Raw genomic sequence first — 23,991 nt, 5'->3', positions numbered from 1 at the left:
TGGGTATGCTAATCTTTAAGCGTGTTGTAGTCGCCAATGCTCAGGTCCGATTGGCGTCCTTCATAGGAAACAAAATTACCTACCATTGAGTTTGCTATGTTCCCGTTTTTGATGGTTGACTCCTTCTGAACAATAGAATTGCTCAGTATAGACTCCAATACGCTGGTGTTGTCTCCAATAGAAACGTGCGGGCCTACCACTGAATTGTGGATCACAGCATTCTCTCCGATATACACGGGTGGAATGATGACAGAGTTCTGGATATCAGCTGATTCGGCTACCAAACCCTTTTCATCTTTGATATACTCTAAATAGCGTTGATTTGTGTAAACTGTTGCATTTTTATTGCCACAATCGAGCCATTCTGAGATAACGGCAGGAATAAATTTCGTGCCTTTGTTTTTCATGTTCTCCAGCGCATTGGTTAGCTGGTACTCACCCTTGTCTTTGATGTCGTTGTCGAGCAGGTACTGCAACTCGTTGCGCAGGTATGCGCCGTCTTTGAAGTAGTAGATACCAATGATAGCCATGTCAGAAATAAACTCCTGAGGCTTCTCTACAAAGTCGGTGATCTCGTTGTTTTCGTTGAGTTTGATCACGCCGTAAGGACGCGGATCTTCTACACGCTGTACCCAGATCGTGCCATCAGCATTGGTGTCAAGTTGAAAGTCTGCTTTGAACAGGGTGTCGGCAAAAGCCACTACTACCTTTCCTTCCAGTGAGTCTTTTGCGCACATAATGGCATGCGCCGTTCCCAGGGCTTCATCCTGATAATAAATACTGCCCTTAGCGCCAACTGACTCGGCTATAGACTTTAGGTCACGCTCTACCGCCTCACCGAAGCGACCGATAATGAAAGCCACTTCCTCAATCGGCTCGTGACATACTTTCGCGATATCTTCTACCAAGCGATGCACAATCGGCTTGCCTGCGATCGGTATAAGTGGTTTGGGAACAGTAAGTGTGTGTGGGCGCATGCGCTTGCCCATACCTGCCATAGGTACAATAATCCTCATAGCTATTAGTTTATGGATTGAAAAATGTAGCCAAACGTGTTGCCTGGCCACTATTGGTTTTGATTAATACTGTATTTTGAATGTTTGGTTTTAGCCTGCTCTAAAAAGAAGAAAAACGCAGGCTATACCTGAAGAGGAGAGGCTACTTAGTACCTGTGCTGCCGTAACCGCCGGCTCCGCGCTCAGTGTCTGTCAGTATCTCAGCCTCCGACCAAACGACACGCTCGTAACGCGCCACGATCATCTGTGCCACACGCTCGCCGTCCTCTACTACAAAGTCCTGATCCGACAGATTGACCAGTAGCACCTTGATCTCGCCGCGATAATCGGCATCAATGGTGCCCGGGCTGTTTACGATCGAGATACCAAATTTGTAGGCCAGGCCGCTGCGGGGTCTGATCTGTGCTTCGTGTCCTTCAGGCAGTTCAATGAAAAGGCCGGTAGGTATAAGGGCACGTTGCAAAGGCTTGAGGGTAATAGGTGCTTCTAAATTTGCGCGCAGGTCCATACCTGCCGAGTGCTCCGTCTGGTAAGAAGGGAGCGCATGCTTGGATTGGTTAATAACTTTAACCGGTAAGTTCATAGTGTTCATCTATTAAAGATAAAGATTATTTTTTAGATAGGAAGTAGGCCCGCTCCCTCAACCAAACCACCGCCAGGAAAACGCCCGAAAGTGACAGGTGGTATGCATGACGCAGCCAGATGTTTTCGATAGGTACCAGAAAGGCCGCTATCACAAGCGCTGTGGCCAGTACGATATACCCCAAAATGGTCATGACAGGGTAGGGGATCGGGTAGTGCACATTGCCCAGCAGATAAGTAGCCAGTGCCATACCTACGTAACAAATGAGTGTGGCAATAGCGGAGCCCATATATCCCAATACAGGTATAAGCAATAAGTTGAGCGCGATGGTAATGGCTGCCCCCCCAAAGCTGATGTAAGTGCCAAAATACGTTTTGTCAGTTAGCTTGAACCAAACGGTGAGGTTATAATAAATGCCTAGGAATAGGTTAGCGAGCAAAAGCACCGGCACGACCATCAACCCGTCGTGGTACTCAGGCCCGATAAGCAGGGCGAAGTCCTCCAGGTTGGTAGAGATAAACAAGTAGATAAAGGCGCAAGCGATCACAAACCACTTCATCACCAGGGCAAAGGCCTGTGGTGACTCCTTTTCTTTGGCCTGTGAGAAGAAGAACGGCTCGGCCGCATAGCGGAAAGCCTGTATGGTGAGCGTCATAAAAATGGCAAGCTTGTAGCAGGCACTGTATATACCTACGGCGGCCATGTTACTAGTGCCCGGATAGAAGCCTTCGGGCAGGTAGCGCTCCAACAGGATGCGGTCGATCACTTCGTTGACCATACCAGCCAGTCCCATAAACAGGAGGGGCCAGGCGTACTGCAACATAGGCTTGAGTTGCTCCACATCCAGCCTGAAGCGGAAAATGCGGAGTTCTTTCCAAAGCATAGGAAGCAGCAGCGCATTGGCCACCAGGTTAATCAGGAAGATATACCCTACTCCAAAGTCAGGGTCGTAGAGCGTGTTGGCAAGCGGTTGAAGACTTGTAAGGTATTGACCTTCGTAGATATGCCGTAGCAGAACCAAAAAAAACAGATTGGCACCTACCGTCAATAGGATGTTAGAAATTTTGATGGAAGCAAACTTAATAGCTTTATTCTGATGCCGGAGCCAGGCAAAAGGTATAGCCACCAGCGCATCGATCGCCAGCACCAACGCCAGCCAGACAATGTACTCCCGATGCTCCGGGTAACCAATGTAATTGGCAATTTGCTGGGAGAAGAGCAGCAGTATACCTGTCAGGATAGTACTGCTAACCAGTATGGCACTTAATACCCGGTTATAAACTGCTTTCGGATCGTCCTCAGGTTTATTGGCAAAGCGGAAAAAAGCCGTCTCCATCCCGTAGGTATACACGATGTTGAAGAAGGCCACAAAAGCATACAGATACGACACCACCCCATATTCCTCGGGCAGGAACACACGGGTATAGACCGGTACGAGCAGGTAATTGAGGGCGCGGCCCACGATGCTGCTCAGTCCGTAGGCAGCTGTTTGCCCAACCAGTTTTTTGGCAATGCTCATGCGTTTGTTTTAGGGCAGGGAGGTATAGGTGTCAGCTCAGAAAGAAAGAACGCGCTATACCTGTCTTTTATGATAGGTATAGCGCGTCTCTATAGGTATAAGATTAAGCGCCTTTGAATGCAGGCTTGCGTTTCTCCAGAAAGGCGTTGGTGCCTTCAATGAAATCCTGTGAAGAGCAGCAGCGGGCAAAAGAGTTCGCCTCTGTCTGGTAGCCGTCCTCATCTTTGTCATATACCGCATTTACGCAATCGATCACAAGACCAATGGCTAGTGGTGCTTTTGACAGGATCTTGTTCATGATTTCCATCGCCTTTGGCATCAACTCAACGGCAGGCACAACGTGGTTTACCAAACCAAGCGCTTTAGCTTCTCCGGCACCGATCATGTCAGCGGTCATCATCAATTCCATCGCTTTGCCTTTTCCGATCAGCTGTGTCAGGCGCTGTGTGCCGCCATAGCCAGGTATAAGGCCCAGGTTTACTTCCGGCTGACCAAAACGAGCTCCTTCGCTGGCGACACGCATGTGGCAGGCCATGGCCAGTTCACAACCACCACCCAGTGCAAAGCCATTTACGGCTGCTATCACAGGCTTGGTGCAGCGCTCGATCATGCTAAAAACTTCCTGACCACGCTCCGCAAATCCACGGGCGTTTACTTCGCTCAGTTCTGAAATCTCTGATATATCAGCACCCGCTACAAAAGCCTTCTCTCCGGCACCGGTAAAGATTGCACCCTTCACTGCTGGGTCATCATACACTTGCTGGATAGCCGCCTTAATCTCCTTTATCGTGTCGATGTTAAGCGCATTGAGCTTGTCGGCACGGTTGATAGTGATGATCAGGACTCCATTCTCAAGGTTGAGTAGCAGGTTTTCGTATAAAGACATAGTTTATTATCTCTGTGTAGATGTATAAATACCAGCAGCAAATATAACAGTGATTTAGATAAATCCCTAAAGTGCAATCTGGCAATGGCCTAGTTCAAATTGGCTCTCCCTCAAAGTTTCGCGCCAGCTCCCTCTCTCCGGACTCGATTTGTTATATTTGCACAATTGTATACGCTTTCCGCTCACTTTATACCTTATTTTCATGCTTAAGGCCTTATCGCGCACTCTTTTTATATTTCTCTTTCTCACTCATTTTAACTTACCCTCCGCTTCTGCACAAGACACCCTGGTTGATACAGTAGCACAAAATATCTGGGATTTTGGAGGGACCGGCACAGTCAACTTTAGTCAGGTGAGCCTTAGTAACTGGGCAGCAGGAGGACAGAGTTCGCTGTCAGCGCTGGGGATTCTAAACCTATACAGTAATTACAAGAAAGGCAAAAACACCTGGAACAATACCATTGACCTAACCTATGGCACGGTGAAGTTGCAGGAGCAGCGCCTCCGCAAAAGTGATGACCGCCTGGAGCTTAACCTTAAGTACGGCCGGCAGGCCTCAAGCAGGTGGTTCTATACGGCACAGTTTAATACCCGCACCCAAATCAGTCCGACGTATACCCCCGAGCGAGACTCCGTCATATCTAACTTCATGGCACCTGCTTTTATGCTGGCCTCCATTGGTATGGATTACAAGCCTAACCCTAAGCTATCAGTCTTTATTTCTCCTTTTACCGGAAAGTTCACGGCTGTGCTCAACCAGCGCATGGCCGACTATGGCGCTTTCGGTGTGGAGCCTGCCCAGCGTGATTTAGAAGGACGACTCATACCTGGCACAGGAGAGCGTCTGCGGGAAGAGTTTGGTGGCTTTGTAAATGTGCGCTTCCGCAATGAAATTTTCAAGAACGTAACGCTCCAATCAAAAGCGGACCTGTTTTCGAACTACTTGCGCAACGCCAAAAACATTGATGTGAACTGGGAGAATCTGGTGAACTTTAAAGTGAACAAGTTTCTGTCAGCCAGTCTGTTTTTGCATATGATTTACGATGATGATATACTGATTGATGTAGATCGCAGCGGTGATGGTAATAAGGATGGGAAAGGGCCCCGTATGCAGCTGAAAGAAACAATGGGAATAGGACTTTCTTATAAATTTGAATAGTAAACTTTTGGCCCGCACTTCTTGTTATTCACTAAAAATGTATACTTTAGCGTATGATGTACGTTGTATAGATACATTATCAAAAGTGGATTTATGAAAAAAGTCATATCGTCAATATTTTGTCTAGCTTTCTTCCTGTTTGTGTCTGATGCAATGGCGCAAAATTCGAGTGCTTCGAGCACTTCGCTGAATTCGGGGAAAGATGAATTTTGGGGTACTGCTAAGGTACAGGAAAAAGGTAGCGCTGCTGATGCCGTTGGCACACGTGCTTCCGGTATGGACACTCGTTGGAATGCCTATGAAAATACGAATCGCAACCGTTTCACCAAAGACCGCATCAAAGGCAGTAAGCGAATGGAGGCTATCCTGAAAAAAGAAAAAGAAATGCACCGCAAGCATAAGCGCGATAAGCGTCGCCTGGCCCGGATGTCATTATAATGAATCACCACTAAAAGATCAAAAGGCCCTGACTGGTATACACCAGGCAGGGCCTTTTTTGTTTTATGCTATTTGTAATAAGAGTAGTCTTGTATTTCGCAGGTATAGCTCCATTCAAAATTGTTGGAGGTCGACGTCTCACATATCTCAAATTTAAAGGCTGGACTTGGTAGGTATTGCTGCTCTAAAAACCAGTGCTTGTTTAGGTATAGATAAAAACTTTCAAGTATAGCTGCTTCTGAAATTAGTATTAGAGTTTCTCTTCTGATCAATGGTCGTTGTTATAGTCAAGCAGTTTCAGGTATAGCGCTACTATGTAGGGACAACTTATAGTGCTTCTTAGAGTAGCGGTAAAACAAAAGGCTCCTGCTTGCGCAGGAGCCTTTCTTATGATCTATAAAGAGAGCGGTACTACTAGAGTGTACGCTTCACTTCTTTTTCTACGTATGCTTCGATCACGTCACCAATCTCAATCTCGTTGTATCCTCTTAGACTGATACCGCACTCGTAACCCTGACGTACTTCAGACACATCGTCTTTGAAACGCTTCAGTGCCAGAATCTCACCGTCATGTACTACGATGCCGTCACGTACCAGACGTACCTTAGAGTTACGCTGGATAGAGCCGTCAGTAATCATACAGCCTGCAATGGTACCAACCTTCGTGATTCGGAACACATCGCGAACTTCAGCATTACCAGTGATCTCCTCTTTCATGGTAGGAGCAAGCATACCTTCCATCGCATCTTTCACCTCGTTGATTGCGTCGTAGATGATAGAGTACAGACGAACGTCGATTTGCTCTTGCTCTGCCAGTCTGCGGGCGTTCTGAGAAGGACGCACCTGGAAACCGATGATGATCGCATCTGAAGCTGAAGCAAGCAGTACGTCAGATTCAGAGATGGCACCTACACCTTTGCTGATGATGTTCACCTGCACCTCGGCAGTTGACAGCTTCAACAGGGAGTCAGAAAGTGCTTCCACTGAACCATCCACGTCACCTTTTACGATCACGTTAAGCTCCTTGAAGGTACCGATCGCCAGTCGACGTCCGATCTCGTCCAGGGTAATGTGCTTACGTGTGCGCAGGCTTTGCTCACGCTGCAGTTGAGCGCGGTTGCTTGCAATTTCACGTGCTTCACGCTCCGACTCCATCACCTGGAACTTGTCGCCTGCTTGTGGTGCACCGTCAAGTCCGAGTAGCTGTACCGGAGTAGAAGGACTAGCCTCTTTCATTTTGCGACCACGGTGGTCTGTCATGGCTTTCACTCTACCATAATGTGAGCCAGCCAGTACAACATCACCGATGTGCAGTGTACCTGTTTGTACAAGTACAGTCGCTACGTAGCCACGGCCTTTGTCAAGGGAGGCTTCGATCACAGTACCTACAGCTTTTCTATCCGGGTTGGCCTTCAGTTCAAGTAGTTCTGCTTCAAGCAGTACTTTCTCCAACAGGTCAGGTATACCTGCACCTGTTTTAGCCGATACTTCCTGTGACTGGTATTTACCGCCCCACTCTTCCACCAGGATGTTCATCTGGGCAAGTTCCTCACGTACCTTGTCCGGGTTAGCACCTGGCTTATCAATTTTGTTGAGCGCGATAATGATTGGCGAACCTGCAGCTTGTGCGTGGTTGATCGCTTCTTTTGTCTGTGGCATCACCGAGTCGTCAGCTGCTACCACAATGATAACAACGTCTGTTACTTTCGCACCACGGGCACGCATCGCCGTAAAGGCTTCGTGACCAGGTGTGTCAAGGAAAGTAACGGTGCGGCCGCCTTCTGTTTTCACACTATAGGCACCGATGTGCTGCGTGATACCACCGGCTTCGCCAGCTGTTACGTTGGCATTTCGGATATAATCGAGGAGGGACGTTTTACCGTGGTCAACGTGACCCATGATGGTCACAATCGGAGCACGGTCTAGCAGGTCCTCTTCGTTGTCTTCTATGGCTTCTTCCAGCGCCTGCTCATCTTCTGATGTGATGAACTCAACTGCATAACCAAACTCGTCAGCAATGATCGTGATCGCTTCGGCATCAAGGCGCTGGTTGATGGATACGAACATACCCAACTGCATACATACCTTGATGACCTCGTTTACGCTCACGTTCATAAGCGATGCCAGGTCATTAGCTGAAACGAATTCCGTTACACGCAGTGTCTTAGACTCTGCCTGCTCCATCAAACGACGCTCTTCTGTTGCATCTGCGATAGCTGAACGCTTCTCACGACGGTACTTGGCACGGTTACCACCGCCACCTTTGCCACCGCTAAGTTTAGCCAGTGTCGCTTTAATCTGCTCCTGGATTTCCTTATCGGTAACCTCTGCTTTCTCAACACGTGGTGCATGCTGTCCGCCTCGGCCGCCGTGGCCACCGCGACCACCTGGTCCACCAGCTGGACGTGGGCCGCCACCTGGACGGTTACCATGCTGCTGTGCAGGCTGGTGAGGGCGGTTCTGCTGCTGTTGGTCCTGAGCTGTCTGCTCAGGGCTGGCTACGATAATACGCTTGCGCTTCTTCTTCTTACCGGCCTTCCTGTCATCGGAAGACGCTACCGGCTTAGTACCTTTTCTACGGGAGCTGTCTGGCAGTTCTATTTTGCCAAGCACCGTCAGGCCTTTAAGCTGGTCGGCTTTTGCTGTAATTGTTTCTATTTTTTCGGGTCCTTTTTCTTCAGGAGTGGTAGGTGCCGGCTTCTCCGGTGCCTGTGGTGCCGCTGCTTGCGCAGGAGCTTGTGGTTTTTCAGCTGGTTTCTCAGCCGGCTTCTGTTCCGCAGCAGGGGCAGGAGGCGTTGCCGGCTGCTGTGGCGCTTCAGCCTTTGGAGCCTCTACCTTAGGGGCTTCCTCTTTAGGTGTTTCGGCTGCAGGTGCCGCAGGTGCTTTAGGCGTTTCCTGAACAGGTGCTGATGGTTTCTCCACAGGCTTTTCTTCCTGAGGAGCAGCGGCTGGCTGTTCTGGTGCTTTTGCTTCCGGCGCTTTTGGTTGCTCTGCTGCTGGTGCCTTTGGCTCTTCAGCTTTAGGTGCTGCCTTTGGTATAGGGCGACCTTTTGCGTCAAGCTCTATTTTGCCAAGTACTTTTATACCTGGAAGTTTCGATTCAACAGGAGCTGGTTCTGGTGCCGGCTCAGGAGCTTTTGGCTTCGCTTCAGCGGCCTCGCCTTTTGGCTGGTGCACGCTCTTGATCAGGATTTCCTGTTCAGGCTCTGTTGTTTTCTTGGGCTCGTGATGCGGCTCGGATTCCACTACCTGGTTGCCTTGTGGTTTCTTGCCGATATTGAGTTCTTCTGCTTCAATCTTATCTTGCATTGAAGAAGCGAACTCCTTAGCCAGCATACTGAACTGCTCTGCCGTGATTTTGGTAGTGGGTTTGTTTTCCACGTCAAAGCCTTTAGCAGAGAGGTAATCCACAATGGTAGCTGTACCAATGTTTAAAGTAGTTGCAACCTGTTTGAGCCTCCTGATTTTGTCTTCTGCCATGTTCTGATATGCTGTCTTTATTTAATCTGTTAATATGCTATAGTTGCCTTGCAAGGTATAGAACTGAGCTCCGTTCTGATTTTTTTTCAAAATTACAGCAACGGAGCTCAACTCACAACTATTGATTGTCTTCTTCTTCCAACTCTTCGCGCAGGATAGAGAGCACGCTTTCGATTGTCTCTTCTTCCAGCTCTGTTCTGCGAAGCAGGTCTTCTTTTGAAACTGCCAGTACACTCTTGGCAGTGTCCAGACCGATGCGGCGCAGTTCTGCGATCACCCAGTCTTCGATCTCGTCCGTGAACTCTTCCAGGCTGATGTCTTCTTCGTATACCTCAGACTCTCTGAATACGTCGATCTCCATGTCTACCAGCTTACTGGCCAATTTAATGTTCTGTCCGCCTTTACCGATCGCAAGCGATACCTGGTCTGGCTTCAGGAAAACTGATACTCTACCATTCTCGTTGTCTACCTTCATGCTGGTGATCTTAGCCGGGCTAAGGGCACGCTGAATATAGAGCTCCAGGTTGTCTGTGTAGTTGATCACGTCAATGTTTTCGTTCTCCAGCTCGCGCACGATGCTGTGGATACGAGAACCTTTCATGCCCACACAGGCACCTACCGGGTCAATACGGTCGTCAAACGATTCTACGGCTACTTTAGCGCGCTCGCCGGGCTCACGCACAATTTTTTTGATCGCGATCAGTCCGTCATAGATCTCTGGTACCTCGTTCTCGAACAAACGCTCCAGGAACGCTGGTGATGTACGGGAAAGAATGATCTTTGGGTTACCGTTAACGATCTCAACACGCTGTACCACAGCACGTACTACGTCGCCTTTGCGGTAGCGGTCTTTCGGTATCTGTTCGCCTTTCGGGATGAGCAGTTCGTTTTCTTCCTGGTCAAGCAGCAGTACTTCGCGGTTCCATACCTGGTATACCTCACCGGAGATGATCTCACCCACCAGGTCCTTATACTTCTGGAACAGGAGTTCTTTCTCCATGTCTTTGATGCGCTGGATCAAGGTCTGGCGGGCAGTCAACACAGCACGGCGACCGAAGTCTTCCAGCTGTATCTCTTCCGACACCTCTTCACCTACCTCAAAGTCAGGCTCTATTTTCTGAGCCTCCGAAAGGCTGATCTTGTCATGGTCCCAGATGTCCTCCGAGTTGTCGTCCACGATTTCGCGGTTGCGCCAGATCTCCAGGTCACCCTTCTCCACGTTCAGGATGATGTCAAAGTTCTCGTCAGTACCCCACTTCTTGCGGATCATGGTACGGAATACATCCTCCAGGATGCGCATCATCGTCGGGCGGTCTATGTTCTTGAATTTCGCAAATTCAGCGAACGACTCGATCAGGACTGAACTGTTCATTATTTTATCATTTAAAAGATATTACAACATTTGCTTTTACAATCTCCCCGAAAGGTATTTGCACAGGCTCATACGTTGCCTTTTTGCCTTTTTGTTTGATTTCTTCTGTCAGGTTTAAACCTGCTTCGGTTACTTCTTCCAGCTTGCCGATTTTCTCGGTGCCGTCCTGCATTTTCAGTTTCAGGTTGCGGCCGATGTTTCGCTTAAACTGCTGCGGCTGGGTAAGCGGAAAATCCACTCCAGGTGAACTCACCTCCAGCACGTAAGATATTTCCTCACCGTACTTCTCCGCGATCCTTGCGTTTACGCGGCGACTGATCGTGGCGCACTGGTCTATGGTGATGCCTTGCTCGCCATCAGCCAGCACGGTTATCTTAGGGCGCACCGCCGAATCAGATACCGCCACATCTACGATGAACAGGTCGTTTTCCGGTAGGCTGGCTTCCGCCATTGCGCGAATACTTTGTGCCGTTATTGCCATATTCAAATTTAAGAAAATAAAGAAGGGGACCTCGCGTCCCCTCATCTCCTTGGAAATAATGTCACAAATTTACTATAAAAACATTATATAAACAACAGTATGTATTTAAGTACGCTGTAATTATACGGTTTCAGGAGATTTCGGACGGCATTTTGACTGCTGATGCCAGCGGTCGGAAGGGCTTCGGTTGTGTAACATAAACTGCAGCGCTAAAAGTTCTTTTGGTGTTAGGGTGCCATGGCCGCTGTATTAAATATATTCTGAAGCGTAGCTTGATATTCCTACAAGCATAATTTGTAAGTTTGCCACCGTGGCAGGTACATTCAAACAAATACGCCGGAGAATCTGGCTGATCCTGAACATCCTTGTAGTGCTTTGGCTACTGCTGGGAGTATTCAGTATGCGCATACCCCCTTACGAATTCTGGCCTGCCGGCTTTGTCGCTTTTTCACTTCCCGGGGCTTTGGTCCTCAATTTTCTGTTCTTCATTTACTGGTTGCTGAAACGCTCGTGGTATGTTTTTCTGCCGCTTGCTGTTATAGGCCTTGGCTGGAATCATTACGGCCGACTGGTATCGATCACTTGGGATAAGGAGCTACCTGAAGGTGCCAAAACACTGGAGGTGCTGAGCTTCAACGTCCACATTTTTAATGCCTACGAAAAGATAGTGGAAGGTGTGCCGCGTGTCTCTGAAGAGATGGTGGACTGGGTCGCGACACACCCCGCCGATGTGTTCTGTTTGCAGGAGTTTTACAGCCGGGTCAATTCTACTGAGTATAACAATTTCAACCGGATCGGGAAGAGGTATAACCGGTATGTGTTTGCCTCCACTTACCAGGGCGATCGCGTGAAGGCTGATCTGGGTATAGCCATTTTCTCGAAGTACCCGATCATCAGGGGGAATACCATACGCTTTCCGAACACACCGGAGCGCAGCGCCAACCGGGCTGCCTGGGTAGACATTAACGTGAAAGGGGATACTGTGAGAGTGTATGCCGTGCACCTGCAGTCCATGAGCATCAAAGCGGAGGATATCGAGAATACCTATTCGGCAATAGGCGACGAGGAGAGCTTCCGGAAGGAGAGCCGCAACCTGGCCCGTCGTTTGCGCATGGGTTTCCGGGCTAGGGCCATGCAGGTACAGCAACTGCTTGACCACGTGAAAACTTCACCCTACCCGGTTATCGTAACAGGCGACTTCAACGATATTCCGTTCAGCTATACTTACAGTCAACTGGTAGGTGAACTGAACAACTCATTTGAGAAAGCAGGCAACGGGGTAGGCGCCACTTATAACGGGCCTCTGCCATTCCTGCGTATTGATAATCAGTTCTTCAGCGAAGGGCTGGAGGCTTACGATTTTAAAACGCATTACGAGATGCCGCTTTCTGACCACTTCCCGATTTCGGCGACCTACGTCATCAAACCGAAAGAGGAATAAGGCACTGACGGTATAATTTTTTAGTTTTGAAGGTTGGTTTGCCAAAGAAGCATATCAACTGATTAATCAAGTATAAACAGAAAGCATGCCCTAATGCGCATGCTGTGCTTATCGATACCATGCAACACAAACTGAACCTGTATAACACGCTTACGCGCAAAAGAGAACTGTTCGAACCGCTGCACGCACCCTTCGTGGGAATGTATGTCTGCGGGCCGACTGTATACGGCGAGCCGCACCTGGGCCATGCCCGCAGTGCCGTTACTTTCGATGTGCTGTACCGCTACCTCAAATACCTGGGTTATAAGGTGCGCTACGTGCGTAACATTACCGACGTAGGCCACCTCGAAAACGATGCCGATGAGGGTGAAGACAAGATCCAGAAGAGAGCTAAGCTGGAACACCTCGAGCCGATGGAAGTGGTGCAGCATTATACGAATGTATACCAGCAGGACATGGCGACACTCAATACTAAGTCACCTGACATAGAACCGCGTGCTTCCGGTCATATCATTGAGCAGATCCAGATGATACAGGAAATACTCGAGAACGGCATGGCCTATGAAGTGAATGGCTCGGTGTACTTTGATGTACCGGCCTATCACAAGAACCACAACTACGGCAAGCTGTCAGGTCGCATCATTGAGGACCTGCTGAGCAACACCCGTGATACGGAAGGGCAGGGAGAGAAGCGTTCGCCGCTGGACTTTGCGCTTTGGAAAAAAGCATCGCCGCAGCACATCATGCGTTGGCCTTCGCCGTGGAGCGACGGCTTCCCGGGCTGGCACCTCGAGTGCTCGGCCATGAGCCGCAAGTACCTGGGCGAAACCTTCGACATACACGGTGGCGGCCTCGACCTGATGTTCCCGCACCACGAGTGCGAGATTGCGCAGAGCCAGGCCAGTCACAGCCATAGTGATGCTGCCCGCTACTGGGTGCATAACAACATGATCACGGTAAACGGCCAGAAGATGGGCAAGTCGCTGGGCAACTTCATTAACCTGAGCGAACTATTCAGCGGCAACCACAAGATGCTGGAGCAGGCCTACAGCCCGATGACCATCCGTTTCTTTATCCTGCAGGCGCACTACCGCAGCACCCTTGACTTTAGCAACGAGGCGCTGCAAGCTGCTCAGAAAGGGTATAGAAAGCTAATGAACGGTATGCGGGTGCTTGAAAAATTGTCTTATCCGGAGGAAGGTATAGGCACACCCGATGAAAAGCTGAACGAAGAGCTGCTGAAGTTGACAGAGGATTGCTTCCGTGGCATGAACGACGACTTGAATACGGCCCGCACGATTGCGTCGCTCTTCAACCTGCTCAAGAAGATCAACAGTCTATACCTGGGGCAGCTGCAGATCGGGGCACTGACGCGTGGTACGTTTGATACCATCCGCACGACCTATACCGAACTGGTAAGCGATGTGCTGGGCTTGAAAGATGAGCCGACTGCCGACATGGAGAATATGCTGGAATTGGTACTTGGTTTTTACAAAGAGGCGAAAGAGAATAAGGCTTACGACAAAGTAGATGCCATCCGTGCCGAACTGAAGAAGCAGGGTATCGTGATCAAGGACCTCAAAACCGGAATTGACTGGGCTTATGAAGAATAATATGAAGATGCTGGCCATCCTGCTGCTTAGTGCTATGGGGCTTAACAGCTGTGACTCTTCTGAAAACGGAAGCAGTGACGAGCGTGTAGCGACGACTGAAGTAGAAGAGGCCTCTGCTGTGAAAGCTCCTGAATTCAATGCGGACTCTGCTTATTACTTTGTAGAGCGCCAAGTGGCTTTCGGGCCACGTGTGCCCAATACAGCTGAGCACTACAAAACCGGTGACTGGCTTATAGAAACGCTGCGCGGCTACGGTGCCGAGGTGCAGGTACAGAGTTTCCAGATGCGGGCTTTTGATGGCAAAATGCTAAACCTGCGCAACATCATCGGCACTATCAATCCTAATGCAACCAAGCGGGTATTGTTGGCTGCGCACTGGGATACACGCCCCTTTGCTGACAAGGATGATAAAGACCAAAACAAACCAATTGACGGAGCCAACGACGGCGCCAGCGGAGTAGGTGTGCTACTCGAGATTGCCCGAGCCATTCAGGCGGCAGAGCAGAAGCCAGATGTAGGCATTGACATTATCTTCTTTGATGGGGAAGACTACGGTCAGCCTGACGAGAGCGAGTATCCTTATCAAAACGATACTTGGTGCCTGGGGTCGCAGTACTGGAGCAAGAACATGCACAAGCCGAATTACAAAGCGAACTACGGCATCCTGCTCGATATGGTAGGGGCCGAAAACGCCAAGTTTGCGCGTGAAGGAACATCTATGCAGTACGCCCGCAACATCGTGGACAAGGTATGGCGTGCCGGCAACAAGATCGGTTACTCAGACTACTTCAAGTATGTAAACGCCCCGGCTATTACCGATGACCATTACTATGTGAACACAGTAGCTGGCATTCGCATGATCGATATCATTGAGTACAACATGGCCAATCAGGATGATTACTTTGGACCTTATCATCACCGTCATACTGACACGATGGATATCATCAGTAAAAACACGTTGAAAGCCGTGGGCCAGACTGTACTGCATGTGCTGTATAACGAGTAAAGCTATACCTGACCGACAATAAAAAAGGCGCTCCTTGGAGCGCCTTTTTTATTGCCTTACAACAGAGGGAAGCACATTGTCTTCCGTCATTTTCTGGACGGTGAGCTCAGCAAATTTAGTGGCAGCCTTGCTCAGGCTGCGGGGGCTGTGCGACTTAGATTGCGCGGACCACACCAAACGGTCTGTGTTGGTGTCGTAAAGGTTGGTTTCGAGGTAGTATACCTTGTCTTCGGTGTAGTAGCCTGGGTCGTAGAGAGTGGGGTACCAATGGTTGTAATACCCTCTGAAGCTGCCATACCATACAAACCGCGACATGGGGCGGTACCCCATATTGCCGGGCACGTAGCGGGTTTCTGTTTGCTCATCTACCAGCGTGGCAGTCAGGATGGCATCGTGACCGTCTTCCTTTATACGCTCCATGAGCAGATTCACATCCGGGCCAGCTTTAGCGGTGGCGGAAGGCGGGAAGAGGTCAATACTGCGTGTAGCCTGTATGCCCCGCATCTGTAACTGCGTTTGCAAGTCACTCTCAACTTCCTGCCGGGCCAGCACATTATCGGTCAGGGCAGCCACAACCACCCTTTGATAGTTCTGTGCTTCGATATCAGGACTCTTCCAGGAACCCATGATTTGGGTAGAAGAAGAACAGCCTGCTATACCTGCTAATAGTAGCAAGATGGGAATCCAGGTGTTCGAGAGAAGTTTGTTATTCATATTGGTGGTGCTTAATGTGCTTGTTTATACTATTTTATATAACGAGTGTCGCGTTTAATTAGATTTTAGAGTGACCAGTAGGTAAATAAATCAGGTACAGGCTATGCTGTACGGTTGCATTTTGTGTAAGGTATAGGGCAACATTTTGAAGAGGTATGTGGTATGTTGGGGCAACGCTTCTCGGCTAGGGTGAGACCACCCTGTCTTCTGAAGTATTCAAAAAGCATTATATATTTGTCCTATCATTCAATACGTCCCTTTATAAAACTTAAAAAAATGTCGTACGATAACATCGTTTCCTTACTTGGTTCTGAAGCGGAGAATCTGCTTCAGTATGAAAGCAAAACAATTTCTAAGGACCTGATTCATGCACCAGGCCCTGACTTTGTAGATCGTGTTTTCTCACAGTCTAACCGTAACCCGCAGGTATTGCGCAGCCTGCAACAGCTCTTCAATCATGGTCGCCTGGCTGGTACTGGTTACCTGTCTATTCTGCCCGTGGACCAGGGTATAGAGCACACAGCGGGTGCCTCTTTTGCCCCAAACCCAATCTACTTCGACCCTGAGAACATCATCAAGCTGGCCATAGAGGGCGGCTGCAATGCAGTAGCTACTACCTTTGGTAACCTGGCCATGATGTCCAGAAAATATGCGCACAAAATTCCGTTTGTGGTGAAGATCAATCACAATGAACTGATGACCTACCCGAACAAATATGACCAGATCATGTTTGGCTCTGTAGACGAAGCCTGGAACCTGGGCGCAACAGCGGTGGGTGCTACTATCTACTTCGGTTCGGAGGAGTCTTCCCGCCAGATCATTGAGGTGGCTGAGGCCTTTGAAAGAGCGCATCAGTTAGGTATGGCCACTATCCTATGGTGCTATACCCGAAATAATGCGTTCAAGAAAGACGGTACCGATTACCATGTGGCGGCTGACCTGACGGCACAGGCGAACCACCTGGGCGTAACGATCCAGGCGGACATCATCAAGCAGAAACTGCCTGAAAACAATGGAGGCTTCAAAGCGATCGGTTTCGGCAAAACGCACGAAAAAATGTACTCTGAGCTTTCTTCTGACAACCCGATTGACCTGGCCCGTTACCAGGTGGCGAACTGCTACATGGGCCGAGCCGGCCTGATCAACTCCGGTGGTGAGTCTAAAGGAGAGTCTGACCTGGCGGATGCTGTGCGTACAGCCGTTATTAACAAGCGTGCAGGCGGTATGGGCTTAATATCAGGGCGTAAGGCGTTCCAAAAAGATATGAAAGTAGGAGTGGAACTGCTGAACGCAATTCAGGACGTATACCTGGCCAATGACATTACACTTGCTTAATCAGTAGCAGAACTGCTGATTATTAACTAATTTTACAGCCTGCTTTGGAGCCGCTCCTTTGTGAGTATTCCGAAGCAGGCTATATTTGTGCCCAAATCTGCCCGCAGCTGGTACAGATGAGTATGGCAGAACAACCATTTAATGTGCGGTACGCACGACCGATACGATTATGATGCCTTGGTTTAAACGAGTAGAAAAAGGAATTATCACACCGACAGAGGAGAAAAAAGAAACTCCGGACGGCTTGTGGTTTAAGTGCCCGGAATGCAAGACAGTGACGAGCATGACCGAGCACCGCAAAAACCTGAAGACCTGCGTGAAGTGTAACTATCACGACCGTGTTGGTTCCAAAGAGTATTTTGCCATCCTGTTCGATGACAACAAATTCACGGAGATGGATGAAGACATGAGCTCGGGTGACCCACTAAACTTCGTCGATTCCAAGCCATACCCAAAGCGGACCGATGAAACACAGCGCAAGACTGGCTTGAAAGATGCCGTGCGTACTGCCTATGGCAAGTCCGGCGGCAAGGATATCACCATTGCCTGTATGGATTTCGCTTACATTGGCGGCTCTATGGGATCTGTGGTGGGAGAGAAGATCGCTCGTGCCATTGACCATGCCCGCAAGACACGCACCCCTTTCATGATGATCTCAAAATCGGGCGGTGCCCGTATGATGGAAGCTGGCTTCTCGCTGATGCAGATGGCTAAGACCTCTGCCAAGCTAGCATTGCTTTCAGAAGAAAAGCTGCCTTATATCTCTTTGCTTACTGACCCGACCACTGGTGGCGTGACAGCATCCTACGCCATGCTAGGTGACTTCAATATTGCCGAGCCAGGTTCCCTGATTGGTTTCGCCGGACCTCGTGTTATCAAGGAAACCATTGGTAAGGATTTGCCAAAAGGCTTCCAGAGCGCTGAGTTCGTATTGGAGCATGGCTTCCTTGACTTTATCGTAGACCGCAAAGAACTGAAGCAGCGTCTGGTTGACCTGCTGAGCATGATCATGCCAGTTGCAGAAGAGAAAAACGGCACTGCCAAAACGCAGAAAGTGGCCAAGTCGTCATAGGTTCATTGCATTAATATTCATATTTGAAAAGCCTGTCAGTAACCCTGGCAGGCTTTTTTATTGGTACTCAGTATGGACAAAATATAAGCTGAACAGGTGCAGACGAACTTTTTCATCTGATGAAAGTAATAGTTTGGATAAAGCACAATATTGTGCCCAAGTTTGGCATTAGTATTGCGAAAGCACAAATGCAACGCAATACATGAGTTGTATGAATTAATACTACTATTAACCAAAACCAATTTTAAAAATTTATTACAAGACTATGAAACTAGTAAAACTATCGTTGACATCGATGCTGGCTGTGACTATGCTTTTCACTTCCTGCCAAGGTACGCGCCAGACTACATCAGGTACAGGCGACACTTCCACTACAACAGGAAACACAACTGGAACGAACACTACCGGCGAAGAAAAGAAGGGCATGAATAAAACCACCAAAGGCGGTGTGATCGGAGCTGGCTCTGGTGCTGTAGTTGGTGGTATCATCGGTAACCGCATGGGTAACACAGCAGCGGGTGCTATTATAGGTGCTGCCGTGGGTGGTGCCACAGGTGCCGTGATTGGCCGCCGTATGGATAAGCAGGCCGAAGAACTGGAGAAGAGCATGGAAAATGCTAAAATTGAGCGTGTAGGCGAGGCTATCCGTATCAATTTCGATTCAGGTATCCTGTTCGCTGTGAACTCTGCTGAGCTGAGCGCCAATGCCAAGAAAGACATTGACGGACTAGTAACAACACTGCAGAAGTACGAAGGCACAAACATCATTATCGAAGGCCATACGGACAACACGGGTAGCCGTGAACTGAACCAGGGTTTGTCAGAGCGTCGTGCGCAGGCTGTAGCCAACTATGCCCGTACCCGTGGTGTGGATGCATCGCGTATGCAGGCTAAAGGTTATGCTTTTGATCAGCCAATTGCTGACAACACAACTGCTGAAGGCCGTTCACAAAACCGCCGCGTAGAGATTATCATCATCGCGAGCGAAGAGTTGAAAAAAGCTGCTGAAAGCGGTCAGGTAAAATAAGGTATAAGGTATTATACCTGTACTGAAGCGCCTGCCGGGTATACCTGGCAGGCGCTTTTTTATGCAGGCGATTTTATTCAAAAACCTGCTTAAAATACTGTCAAAGCTGTTTGAAGCAGGTGTTTGTAAATTCTTTGAGTGCCTTACGTATACATCTGTCTAGTATAACTAGTAGTATGGCGTTGTCAATGTGTTGATAAATATAGCGTTACTAGCCTTCAGTAGTAATCTGCTATATCCGGATACAACATTTTAACGCATTTAGAGTATTAAGGGCTTAATCTGACAACTATAAATGGAATTTAAAAAAACGAAAACAATGAAACATATTAGAATTTATTTCTTGGCTCTAGCCGTAATCGGCTTCCTGTTTACTTCTTGTAATGCCAGTCGTACGGCCAAAGGCGGGGCCATTGGTGCCGGTGGTGGTGCCGTAGTAGGCGGTGTAATTGGTAAAGTAGCCGGTAATACAGCGGCGGGTGCCATTATAGGTGCTGCTGTGGGTGGTACGGCAGGTGCCCTGATCGGTCGCCGTATGGACAAGCAGGCTGAAGAACTGCGTCGTGACCTGGAAAACGCCAAGGTAGAGCGTGTAGGTGAAGGTATCAAAATTACCTTCGATTCAGGTATTCTGTTCGATGTGAACTCTGCAGATCTCCGCTCAAATGCTCAAGCTGACATTCAGAAACTGGCGACCACGCTGAAGAAGTACGAAGACACGAACATCATCATTGAAGGACATACCGATAATACTGGTAGCCGTGAGCTGAACCAGCGTCTGTCGGAGCGTCGTGCTGAGTCTGTTGCTAGCTATGCTACTCAGCAGGGAGTTGCTCGCAATCGTATCACAACACAGGGCTGGGCTTTTGACCACCCGGTAGGTGATAACTCTACAGCAGCTGGCCGTCAGGCTAACCGTCGTGTAGAGATTGCGATCTTTGCTAACGAGAAAATGAAGAAAGCCGCTGAGCGTGGTGATTTGTAAGCATTATATATTTTAAATAAAAGCCGGCTATACCCTCAGGTATAGCCGGCTTTTTTATGCTTAATTAGTTTTTAGTGGCCGATGAAGATTTGCGCTTGCGGAGTATGATGGCTAACCCGATGGTTAAGATGGATCCGATAAAGGCGAGCACCATGTCCTTTTGTGCGTCCCATATATCGCCCTGCATACCCAGGTAATTCATTCCCTGTTCATCCCCATCGTACACGAGGTCCGCCACGATCCACTCCACAATTTCATATACCGCACTCAGCGACAGAATAAGTGACAGCGTGAGCACGGCACTCAAAAACACACTCAGGCTAAAGCCTCGCTTCGCTATTTCATAGATGGGGTAGGTCAGCAGCAAACCAAAGCCAAAGTGCACGATGCGGTCATAGTGATTGCGCTGGAAATTGAACTGCTCTTTCATCCACTCGCCAAACGGATTGTCTGCATACTGATAGTAACTGCCGTACACGTGCAGCATCATGAACAGGAAGATTAAGGTATAGCTGGTATCGGTAAAGCGGAAAATATTATAAAAAGCCACCAGGAGGATCACGACAGAGAGCGTGAGGGAGTTTTCGAGCAGCCAGTTTAGCAGGTCTGGAGTAGTGAAGCCTGTGTACGCCCAGAAAGCCATAAAAATAGCCGTATAGGCCATGTGCAGCGGCTTGCGCATGAAAGGCAGCTTATGCTTGGAACGGAAAGTCATTGTAAGTGTCATGTGCCAACAGGTTTTGTGCAGTATGCAGCATTAACCTAAAATTGATACACATGTTTTACGCAATAAGATACAAGCTTTTCTAAAAGCCTTAGGCCAGCAGGTCTTTTTGGTAAAACACCAGTCTGATCGGGTTGTCCTCCGGGTTTTGGGTTGGGTCACAGTGGTAACCGAACATCTCGACGCCGTTCATGTAAGGGAGTAGCTTTTTGTAGAAGGTATGGCCCGTGTTCTCGGGGTTGAATGTGATGTCGTGGTACACACAGGTAGGCAGCGAGCGCATGCGGCTCAGCTTATCAAACAGCACATCAGGCTTACCCAAGTCACCGGAGTACACAATGCGGTTGTCGTCTTCTTCAAAAATATAAGCAAACGACTGCAGGCCCTCCGAGTGCTGCCCGTAGGTGTTCACTGCTTTTATACCTTCAAAATGCTCCAGTGGCACGAATTCGGCATACTTATCCGGGTCTTTTACCTGTATTTTGAGGAACTCGTAAATCTGGGACTTAAACTGGTCGGAAGGATACAGGATCGTAGGTTTGGGCGCCTTGTCTACCACATGCTTGTGTAGCAGTAAATTGGCCAGGCTGCCGCAATGATCATTATGCAGGTGTGTGAGCAGGATATGATCTACCCGATGTAAAAGGTTTTTGTGCACCAGTGTCTGGTACACGGTAAAGCCACAATCTATCAGGACACACTTCTCCCGCACCGTCACTAAAGCGGCTGAGTTTTGATAATCAATGTCGAAAGCACCTCCTGTTCCTAAGAATTTAATTTGCATAAACGTAAAGCTAATGCCCTTTTAGGCTGAGACTACAGGTATAGCGGGAATTGAAATAAATTGTTGTGATATATTATGATTTTTCTGAAATAAATGTTCGAACATGTACTTTTAGAAGGTTCAGCTGAAAATGTGCTAAACGCCTTACGCACAAAGCCGTTTATTAATATCTGGCAAAATAAAGTGCGCAATGGAAGGATACGAACTACCCGCTGATGAAAAGATAATGATTACCCACGAGCTGCTGAACCAGGAGTACAAGCGCCTGGAGCTTGACCCACGTCGCAGCCACATGCACGAGCTGATCTCGACCATGCTCTCGCACCGCACCAATCATGCTGATGAACAGAAGGCCTACTATACCATGTTGGAGCGCTTCGGCGATTGGGAAGGCGTGCTTAATGCTCCGGAGGATGAGCTTGCTGATGCGGTAAGCACGACCCGCTACCCTCTGCAGAAAGCCCCGCAGATACAGGAAACGCTGCGCATGATCAAAGAAGATCGGGGCGAGATAAACATTGATTTTCTGGCCGACCTACCCATAGAGGAAGCCATGGCCTGGCTGACACGTTTACCCGGCGTAGGACCCAAGACGGCTACCTTACTGCTACTGTTCAATTTCAAGAAACCGGTATTGCCTGTCGATACGCACGTGTTTCGGGTGAGCCAACGGGTAGGTTTGATCGGAGCTAAGGTCACTGCTAACAAAGCCCATGATGTCTTGCTGGAGATGCTCCCCAAAGATGCCACCGAACTATTCAACTTCCACAAACACTTGTTTTGGCACGGACAGAAGGTATGCACCTGGTCATATCCGAGGTGTGAGAAATGCGTGTTGAACGGGATATGCAATTACTACAGCCAGGTGCGGGCAAAGGGGATCGATAAAGCAGCGTGATAGATTTAATCCAGCCTAACTTTTCGAGTTGCACCAGTCCTGCCGTTCCAGGCGATAAACAAAGCATAGATCATCGTTAAATTGCCTTTGCTCTACGAATCGGAAGCCGATGCGCTCGTAGAACCGATGCGCTCTGACGTTAGAAACTAATGGATCAATGAGAACAGCTGCTGCCTTATAGTCTTCGAAGCACATGGCCAGGGCCAGTTGCATGATTTGCGTGCCGTATCCTTTGCCCAGGCAGTCGCTTTCCCCGATCCAAATATCGATTGCCCTGAGGTTAGCCGATACGTTACCCCAGTAATGTGACTCTTCCTGTGCAGGATCTATGATCTGTACAAAGCCAATAGGGCGATCAGCCAGTTCCGCCACAAATTGATCACGCCATGTGGGGTGGCGTTGCAGTTCTTCTTCCCAATTCCAGTCGTCATTCGGGTCAGCATCCAGCACATGAGGTTCGGCGTCCCATTTCTGAAGCAGCGTTATATCATCTATTGTTGCTTGCCGCAGTTTGATAGGATGTGATGCTGAGGACATGGTATGCCGGGTTTTAAGAGGGGTTTATAATTGTAGTTTCATCATGATGTCAGTCTGTTCGTCGCCGCCTAATTTGAATACGTGTTTGTCGAATTCTACAAACCCATTCTTCTTATAAAAATTTATCGCTCTCGTGTTTTCTTCCCATACACCTAGCCATACAAAATCAGCATGTCTCTGTCTGGCGATATCTATCGCGTGTTCATAAAGTTGTTGTCCTACGCTTTTTCCATGGTAATCTTTGAGCACATAGATCCGTTCTATTTCCAGCCCTTTATCATCTTTCAATTCTGTCTGTGATTGGCCAGAATTTAATTTTAAGTAGCCAACTACTTTGTTGTCAATTGTCGCAAAATAAAAATGAGAGTTGTTTTCACGGAGTTCTGTGTTCAGCTTTTCAATAGAAAGCTCTTCCTCCAAATACTTTTTCATGTTCTCCTCAGTATTACCTGCTGAGAATGTCTCAGAAAAAGTCTGTCTGCTGATTTTTAGCAGTTGGTTGATGTCGTTAAGGGAAACTCTTTTTATAGTGATGTTAGTCATTTTACTTTTTCTTAAGCTATTCTAAAACAGCTTCGGGCATCATTCTGCTTTTTGTCCTTTCGGTTCAGGGATGTTTTAAAAGATCAAGTTATGTATGCGTGCCGAAGATAGGATGAATAAGTTCAAGATGAGCTCATCTATATAAATGCAGCGTCAATAAATTGCTACTTATTCGGATTGTGGGTTTATTATTCTACTAAAGCAAATCCTTAAGCCATACCCCAAAATGATAGCCAGCTTTGGCAATGTCAATCAATGCAATTATCGCAAATACTCCCAATACAGCATGTACTGGTTTGAAACCTCTATTCAGTGTTTTCATGATGTAAGATTTTCGAAACGGGTTAACTAAATGGTTGAAAGTAGAATCTACAATAA

23 protein-coding genes are annotated in these 23,991 nt (G+C 48.4%); 10 read left to right on the top strand and 13 right to left on the bottom strand.

What is annotated here, in order from left to right; genetic code table 11:
* Nucleotides 1-8: 8 nt before the first annotated feature.
* From AC5FX6_RS13160 to AC5FX6_RS13145, 4 genes are all read right to left on the bottom strand, one after another.
* Nucleotides 9-1,016 carry a sugar phosphate nucleotidyltransferase gene (locus AC5FX6_RS13160; protein ID WP_493597509.1) on the bottom strand — a complete coding sequence of 336 codons (1,008 nt, stop codon included), beginning with the start codon at nucleotides 1,014-1,016 and terminating at the stop codon, nucleotides 9-11.
* Between the two features lie 142 nt (nucleotides 1,017-1,158).
* Nucleotides 1,159-1,608 carry a dUTP diphosphatase gene (gene dut / locus AC5FX6_RS13155; RefSeq protein ID WP_493597508.1) on the bottom strand — a complete coding sequence of 150 codons (450 nt, stop codon included), beginning with the start codon at nucleotides 1,606-1,608 and terminating at the stop codon, nucleotides 1,159-1,161.
* Nucleotides 1,609-1,624: 16 nt separating this feature from the next.
* Nucleotides 1,625-3,118 carry a lipopolysaccharide biosynthesis protein gene (locus AC5FX6_RS13150; RefSeq protein WP_493597507.1) on the bottom strand — a complete coding sequence of 498 codons (1,494 nt, stop codon included), beginning with the start codon at nucleotides 3,116-3,118 and terminating at the stop codon, nucleotides 1,625-1,627.
* Nucleotides 3,119-3,221: 103 nt separating this feature from the next.
* Entirely contained in the window at nucleotides 3,222-4,004 is a 783-nt protein-coding gene (locus AC5FX6_RS13145) for an enoyl-CoA hydratase/isomerase family protein (RefSeq protein ID WP_493597506.1), read from the bottom strand.
* Nucleotides 4,005-4,206: 202 nt separating this feature from the next.
* Between AC5FX6_RS13145 and AC5FX6_RS13140 the strand changes: the two genes are divergently transcribed.
* On the top strand, nucleotides 4,207-5,163 hold the full coding sequence (locus AC5FX6_RS13140) for a DUF3078 domain-containing protein (protein WP_493597505.1): 957 nt from the start codon (nucleotides 4,207-4,209) through the stop codon (nucleotides 5,161-5,163).
* Nucleotides 5,164-5,316: 153 nt separating this feature from the next.
* Complete coding sequence (locus tag AC5FX6_RS13135; RefSeq protein ID WP_493597504.1) at nucleotides 5,317-5,601, top strand: hypothetical protein; 285 nt, start codon at nucleotides 5,317-5,319, stop codon at nucleotides 5,599-5,601.
* A gap of 414 nt (nucleotides 5,602-6,015) precedes the next feature.
* Here AC5FX6_RS13135 and infB read toward each other — a convergent pair whose 3' ends face one another.
* The 3 genes from infB to rimP all read right to left on the bottom strand — a co-directional run bounded on the left by infB (nucleotide 6,016) and on the right by rimP (nucleotide 10,934).
* Nucleotides 6,016-9,081, bottom strand: a complete 3,066-nt coding sequence (infB, locus tag AC5FX6_RS13130; RefSeq protein ID WP_493597503.1) for a translation initiation factor IF-2 — start codon at nucleotides 9,079-9,081, stop codon at nucleotides 6,016-6,018.
* 118 nt (nucleotides 9,082-9,199) lie between these two features.
* Nucleotides 9,200-10,453 (bottom strand): transcription termination factor NusA, encoded by a 1,254-nt coding sequence (nusA, locus tag AC5FX6_RS13125; RefSeq protein ID WP_493597502.1) that lies wholly within the window; start codon nucleotides 10,451-10,453, stop codon nucleotides 9,200-9,202.
* A gap of 7 nt (nucleotides 10,454-10,460) precedes the next feature.
* Nucleotides 10,461-10,934: a ribosome maturation factor RimP gene (gene rimP, locus AC5FX6_RS13120; RefSeq protein ID WP_493597501.1), complete on the bottom strand. Its 474-nt coding sequence runs from the start codon at nucleotides 10,932-10,934 to the stop codon at nucleotides 10,461-10,463.
* Between the two features lie 310 nt (nucleotides 10,935-11,244).
* On the opposite strand from rimP, the gene AC5FX6_RS13115 reads away from it, so the two are divergent.
* The 3 genes from AC5FX6_RS13115 to AC5FX6_RS13105 all read left to right on the top strand — a co-directional run bounded on the left by AC5FX6_RS13115 (nucleotide 11,245) and on the right by AC5FX6_RS13105 (nucleotide 14,994).
* Nucleotides 11,245-12,375 (top strand): endonuclease/exonuclease/phosphatase family protein, encoded by a 1,131-nt coding sequence (locus tag AC5FX6_RS13115; protein ID WP_493597500.1) that lies wholly within the window; start codon nucleotides 11,245-11,247, stop codon nucleotides 12,373-12,375.
* A gap of 119 nt (nucleotides 12,376-12,494) precedes the next feature.
* Complete coding sequence (cysS, locus tag AC5FX6_RS13110) at nucleotides 12,495-13,988, top strand: cysteine--tRNA ligase (RefSeq protein WP_493597499.1); 1,494 nt, start codon at nucleotides 12,495-12,497, stop codon at nucleotides 13,986-13,988.
* A complete protein-coding gene (locus tag AC5FX6_RS13105; RefSeq protein ID WP_493597498.1) occupies nucleotides 13,978-14,994 on the top strand; it encodes a M28 family peptidase in 1,017 nt (338 codons plus the stop codon). The genes cysS and AC5FX6_RS13105 overlap by 11 nt, the downstream gene beginning before the upstream one ends.
* A 48-nt stretch (nucleotides 14,995-15,042) precedes the next feature.
* Here AC5FX6_RS13105 and AC5FX6_RS13100 read toward each other — a convergent pair whose 3' ends face one another.
* Nucleotides 15,043-15,708 carry a DUF4136 domain-containing protein gene (locus AC5FX6_RS13100; RefSeq protein ID WP_493597497.1) on the bottom strand — a complete coding sequence of 222 codons (666 nt, stop codon included), beginning with the start codon at nucleotides 15,706-15,708 and terminating at the stop codon, nucleotides 15,043-15,045.
* A 276-nt stretch (nucleotides 15,709-15,984) separates the two neighbouring features.
* Here AC5FX6_RS13100 and AC5FX6_RS13095 point away from each other — a divergent pair, with 276 nt between their 5' ends.
* From AC5FX6_RS13095 to AC5FX6_RS13080, 4 genes are all read left to right on the top strand, one after another.
* Nucleotides 15,985-17,043 (top strand): class I fructose-bisphosphate aldolase, encoded by a 1,059-nt coding sequence (locus tag AC5FX6_RS13095; RefSeq protein ID WP_299987808.1) that lies wholly within the window; start codon nucleotides 15,985-15,987, stop codon nucleotides 17,041-17,043.
* Between the two features lie 172 nt (nucleotides 17,044-17,215).
* Nucleotides 17,216-18,115 (top strand): acetyl-CoA carboxylase, carboxyltransferase subunit beta, encoded by a 900-nt coding sequence (gene accD / locus AC5FX6_RS13090; RefSeq protein WP_493597544.1) that lies wholly within the window; start codon nucleotides 17,216-17,218, stop codon nucleotides 18,113-18,115.
* 295 nt (nucleotides 18,116-18,410) lie between these two features.
* Nucleotides 18,411-19,142, top strand: coding sequence for a YiaD family glycine zipper/OmpA-like lipoprotein (locus AC5FX6_RS13085; protein WP_493597543.1), 732 nt, complete (start codon nucleotides 18,411-18,413; stop codon nucleotides 19,140-19,142).
* Nucleotides 19,143-19,461: 319 nt separating this feature from the next.
* Nucleotides 19,462-20,127 carry a YiaD family glycine zipper/OmpA-like lipoprotein gene (locus AC5FX6_RS13080; RefSeq protein WP_493597496.1) on the top strand — a complete coding sequence of 222 codons (666 nt, stop codon included), beginning with the start codon at nucleotides 19,462-19,464 and terminating at the stop codon, nucleotides 20,125-20,127.
* Nucleotides 20,128-20,191: 64 nt separating this feature from the next.
* Here AC5FX6_RS13080 and AC5FX6_RS13075 read toward each other — a convergent pair whose 3' ends face one another.
* A complete protein-coding gene (locus AC5FX6_RS13075; RefSeq protein ID WP_493597495.1) occupies nucleotides 20,192-20,854 on the bottom strand; it encodes a DUF2238 domain-containing protein in 663 nt (220 codons plus the stop codon).
* A gap of 88 nt (nucleotides 20,855-20,942) precedes the next feature.
* Entirely contained in the window at nucleotides 20,943-21,635 is a 693-nt protein-coding gene (locus tag AC5FX6_RS13070; protein ID WP_493597494.1) for an MBL fold metallo-hydrolase, read from the bottom strand.
* A 190-nt stretch (nucleotides 21,636-21,825) separates the two neighbouring features.
* Between AC5FX6_RS13070 and AC5FX6_RS13065 the strand changes: the two genes are divergently transcribed.
* Nucleotides 21,826-22,533 (top strand): endonuclease III domain-containing protein, encoded by a 708-nt coding sequence (locus AC5FX6_RS13065; protein ID WP_493597493.1) that lies wholly within the window; start codon nucleotides 21,826-21,828, stop codon nucleotides 22,531-22,533.
* Between the two features lie 15 nt (nucleotides 22,534-22,548).
* Here AC5FX6_RS13065 and AC5FX6_RS13060 read toward each other — a convergent pair whose 3' ends face one another.
* The 3 genes from AC5FX6_RS13060 to AC5FX6_RS13050 form a co-directional block, all read right to left on the bottom strand.
* Nucleotides 22,549-23,070, bottom strand: coding sequence for a GNAT family N-acetyltransferase (locus tag AC5FX6_RS13060; protein ID WP_493597492.1), 522 nt, complete (start codon nucleotides 23,068-23,070; stop codon nucleotides 22,549-22,551).
* A 24-nt stretch (nucleotides 23,071-23,094) separates the two neighbouring features.
* Nucleotides 23,095-23,613, bottom strand: coding sequence for a GNAT family N-acetyltransferase (locus tag AC5FX6_RS13055; protein ID WP_493597491.1), 519 nt, complete (start codon nucleotides 23,611-23,613; stop codon nucleotides 23,095-23,097).
* A gap of 196 nt (nucleotides 23,614-23,809) precedes the next feature.
* Entirely contained in the window at nucleotides 23,810-23,935 is a 126-nt protein-coding gene (locus AC5FX6_RS13050; protein WP_493597490.1) for a hypothetical protein, read from the bottom strand.
* Between the last annotated feature and the right edge of the window lie 56 nt (nucleotides 23,936-23,991).

The sequence above is a fragment of the Pontibacter sp. LHS2 genome (genome assembly GCF_058932845.1).
Note: the sequence above shows the minus strand (reverse complement) of the source record. Positions and strands in the feature narration are given on the sequence as shown.

What these genes read in the sequence shown, in the direction of transcription:
- AC5FX6_RS13160 (WP_493597509.1), bottom strand. Translation starts at nt 1,016, where the DNA reads ATGAGGATTATTGTACCTATGGCAGGTATGGGCAAGCGCATGCGCCCA.
- dut (WP_493597508.1), bottom strand. Translation starts at nt 1,608, where the DNA reads ATGAACACTATGAACTTACCGGTTAAAGTTATTAACCAATCCAAGCAT.
- AC5FX6_RS13150 (WP_493597507.1), bottom strand. Translation starts at nt 3,118, where the DNA reads ATGAGCATTGCCAAAAAACTGGTTGGGCAAACAGCTGCCTACGGACTG.
- AC5FX6_RS13145 (WP_493597506.1), bottom strand. Translation starts at nt 4,004, where the DNA reads ATGTCTTTATACGAAAACCTGCTACTCAACCTTGAGAATGGAGTCCTG.
- AC5FX6_RS13140 (WP_493597505.1), top strand. Translation starts at nt 4,207, where the DNA reads ATGCTTAAGGCCTTATCGCGCACTCTTTTTATATTTCTCTTTCTCACT.
- AC5FX6_RS13135 (WP_493597504.1), top strand. Translation starts at nt 5,317, where the DNA reads ATGGCGCAAAATTCGAGTGCTTCGAGCACTTCGCTGAATTCGGGGAAA.
- infB (WP_493597503.1), bottom strand. Translation starts at nt 9,081, where the DNA reads ATGGCAGAAGACAAAATCAGGAGGCTCAAACAGGTTGCAACTACTTTA.
- nusA (WP_493597502.1), bottom strand. Translation starts at nt 10,453, where the DNA reads ATGAACAGTTCAGTCCTGATCGAGTCGTTCGCTGAATTTGCGAAATTC.
- rimP (WP_493597501.1), bottom strand. Translation starts at nt 10,934, where the DNA reads ATGGCAATAACGGCACAAAGTATTCGCGCAATGGCGGAAGCCAGCCTA.
- cysS (WP_493597499.1), top strand. Translation starts at nt 12,495, where the DNA reads ATGCAACACAAACTGAACCTGTATAACACGCTTACGCGCAAAAGAGAA.
- AC5FX6_RS13105 (WP_493597498.1), top strand. Translation starts at nt 13,978, where the DNA reads ATGAAGAATAATATGAAGATGCTGGCCATCCTGCTGCTTAGTGCTATG.
- AC5FX6_RS13100 (WP_493597497.1), bottom strand. Translation starts at nt 15,708, where the DNA reads ATGAATAACAAACTTCTCTCGAACACCTGGATTCCCATCTTGCTACTA.
- AC5FX6_RS13095 (WP_299987808.1), top strand. Translation starts at nt 15,985, where the DNA reads ATGTCGTACGATAACATCGTTTCCTTACTTGGTTCTGAAGCGGAGAAT.
- accD (WP_493597544.1), top strand. Translation starts at nt 17,216, where the DNA reads ATGCCTTGGTTTAAACGAGTAGAAAAAGGAATTATCACACCGACAGAG.
- AC5FX6_RS13085 (WP_493597543.1), top strand. Translation starts at nt 18,411, where the DNA reads ATGCTGGCTGTGACTATGCTTTTCACTTCCTGCCAAGGTACGCGCCAG.
- AC5FX6_RS13080 (WP_493597496.1), top strand. Translation starts at nt 19,462, where the DNA reads ATGAAACATATTAGAATTTATTTCTTGGCTCTAGCCGTAATCGGCTTC.
- AC5FX6_RS13075 (WP_493597495.1), bottom strand. Translation starts at nt 20,854, where the DNA reads ATGACACTTACAATGACTTTCCGTTCCAAGCATAAGCTGCCTTTCATG.
- AC5FX6_RS13070 (WP_493597494.1), bottom strand. Translation starts at nt 21,635, where the DNA reads ATGCAAATTAAATTCTTAGGAACAGGAGGTGCTTTCGACATTGATTAT.
- AC5FX6_RS13065 (WP_493597493.1), top strand. Translation starts at nt 21,826, where the DNA reads ATGGAAGGATACGAACTACCCGCTGATGAAAAGATAATGATTACCCAC.
- AC5FX6_RS13060 (WP_493597492.1), bottom strand. Translation starts at nt 23,070, where the DNA reads ATGTCCTCAGCATCACATCCTATCAAACTGCGGCAAGCAACAATAGAT.
- AC5FX6_RS13055 (WP_493597491.1), bottom strand. Translation starts at nt 23,613, where the DNA reads ATGACTAACATCACTATAAAAAGAGTTTCCCTTAACGACATCAACCAA.
- AC5FX6_RS13050 (WP_493597490.1), bottom strand. Translation starts at nt 23,935, where the DNA reads ATGAAAACACTGAATAGAGGTTTCAAACCAGTACATGCTGTATTGGGA.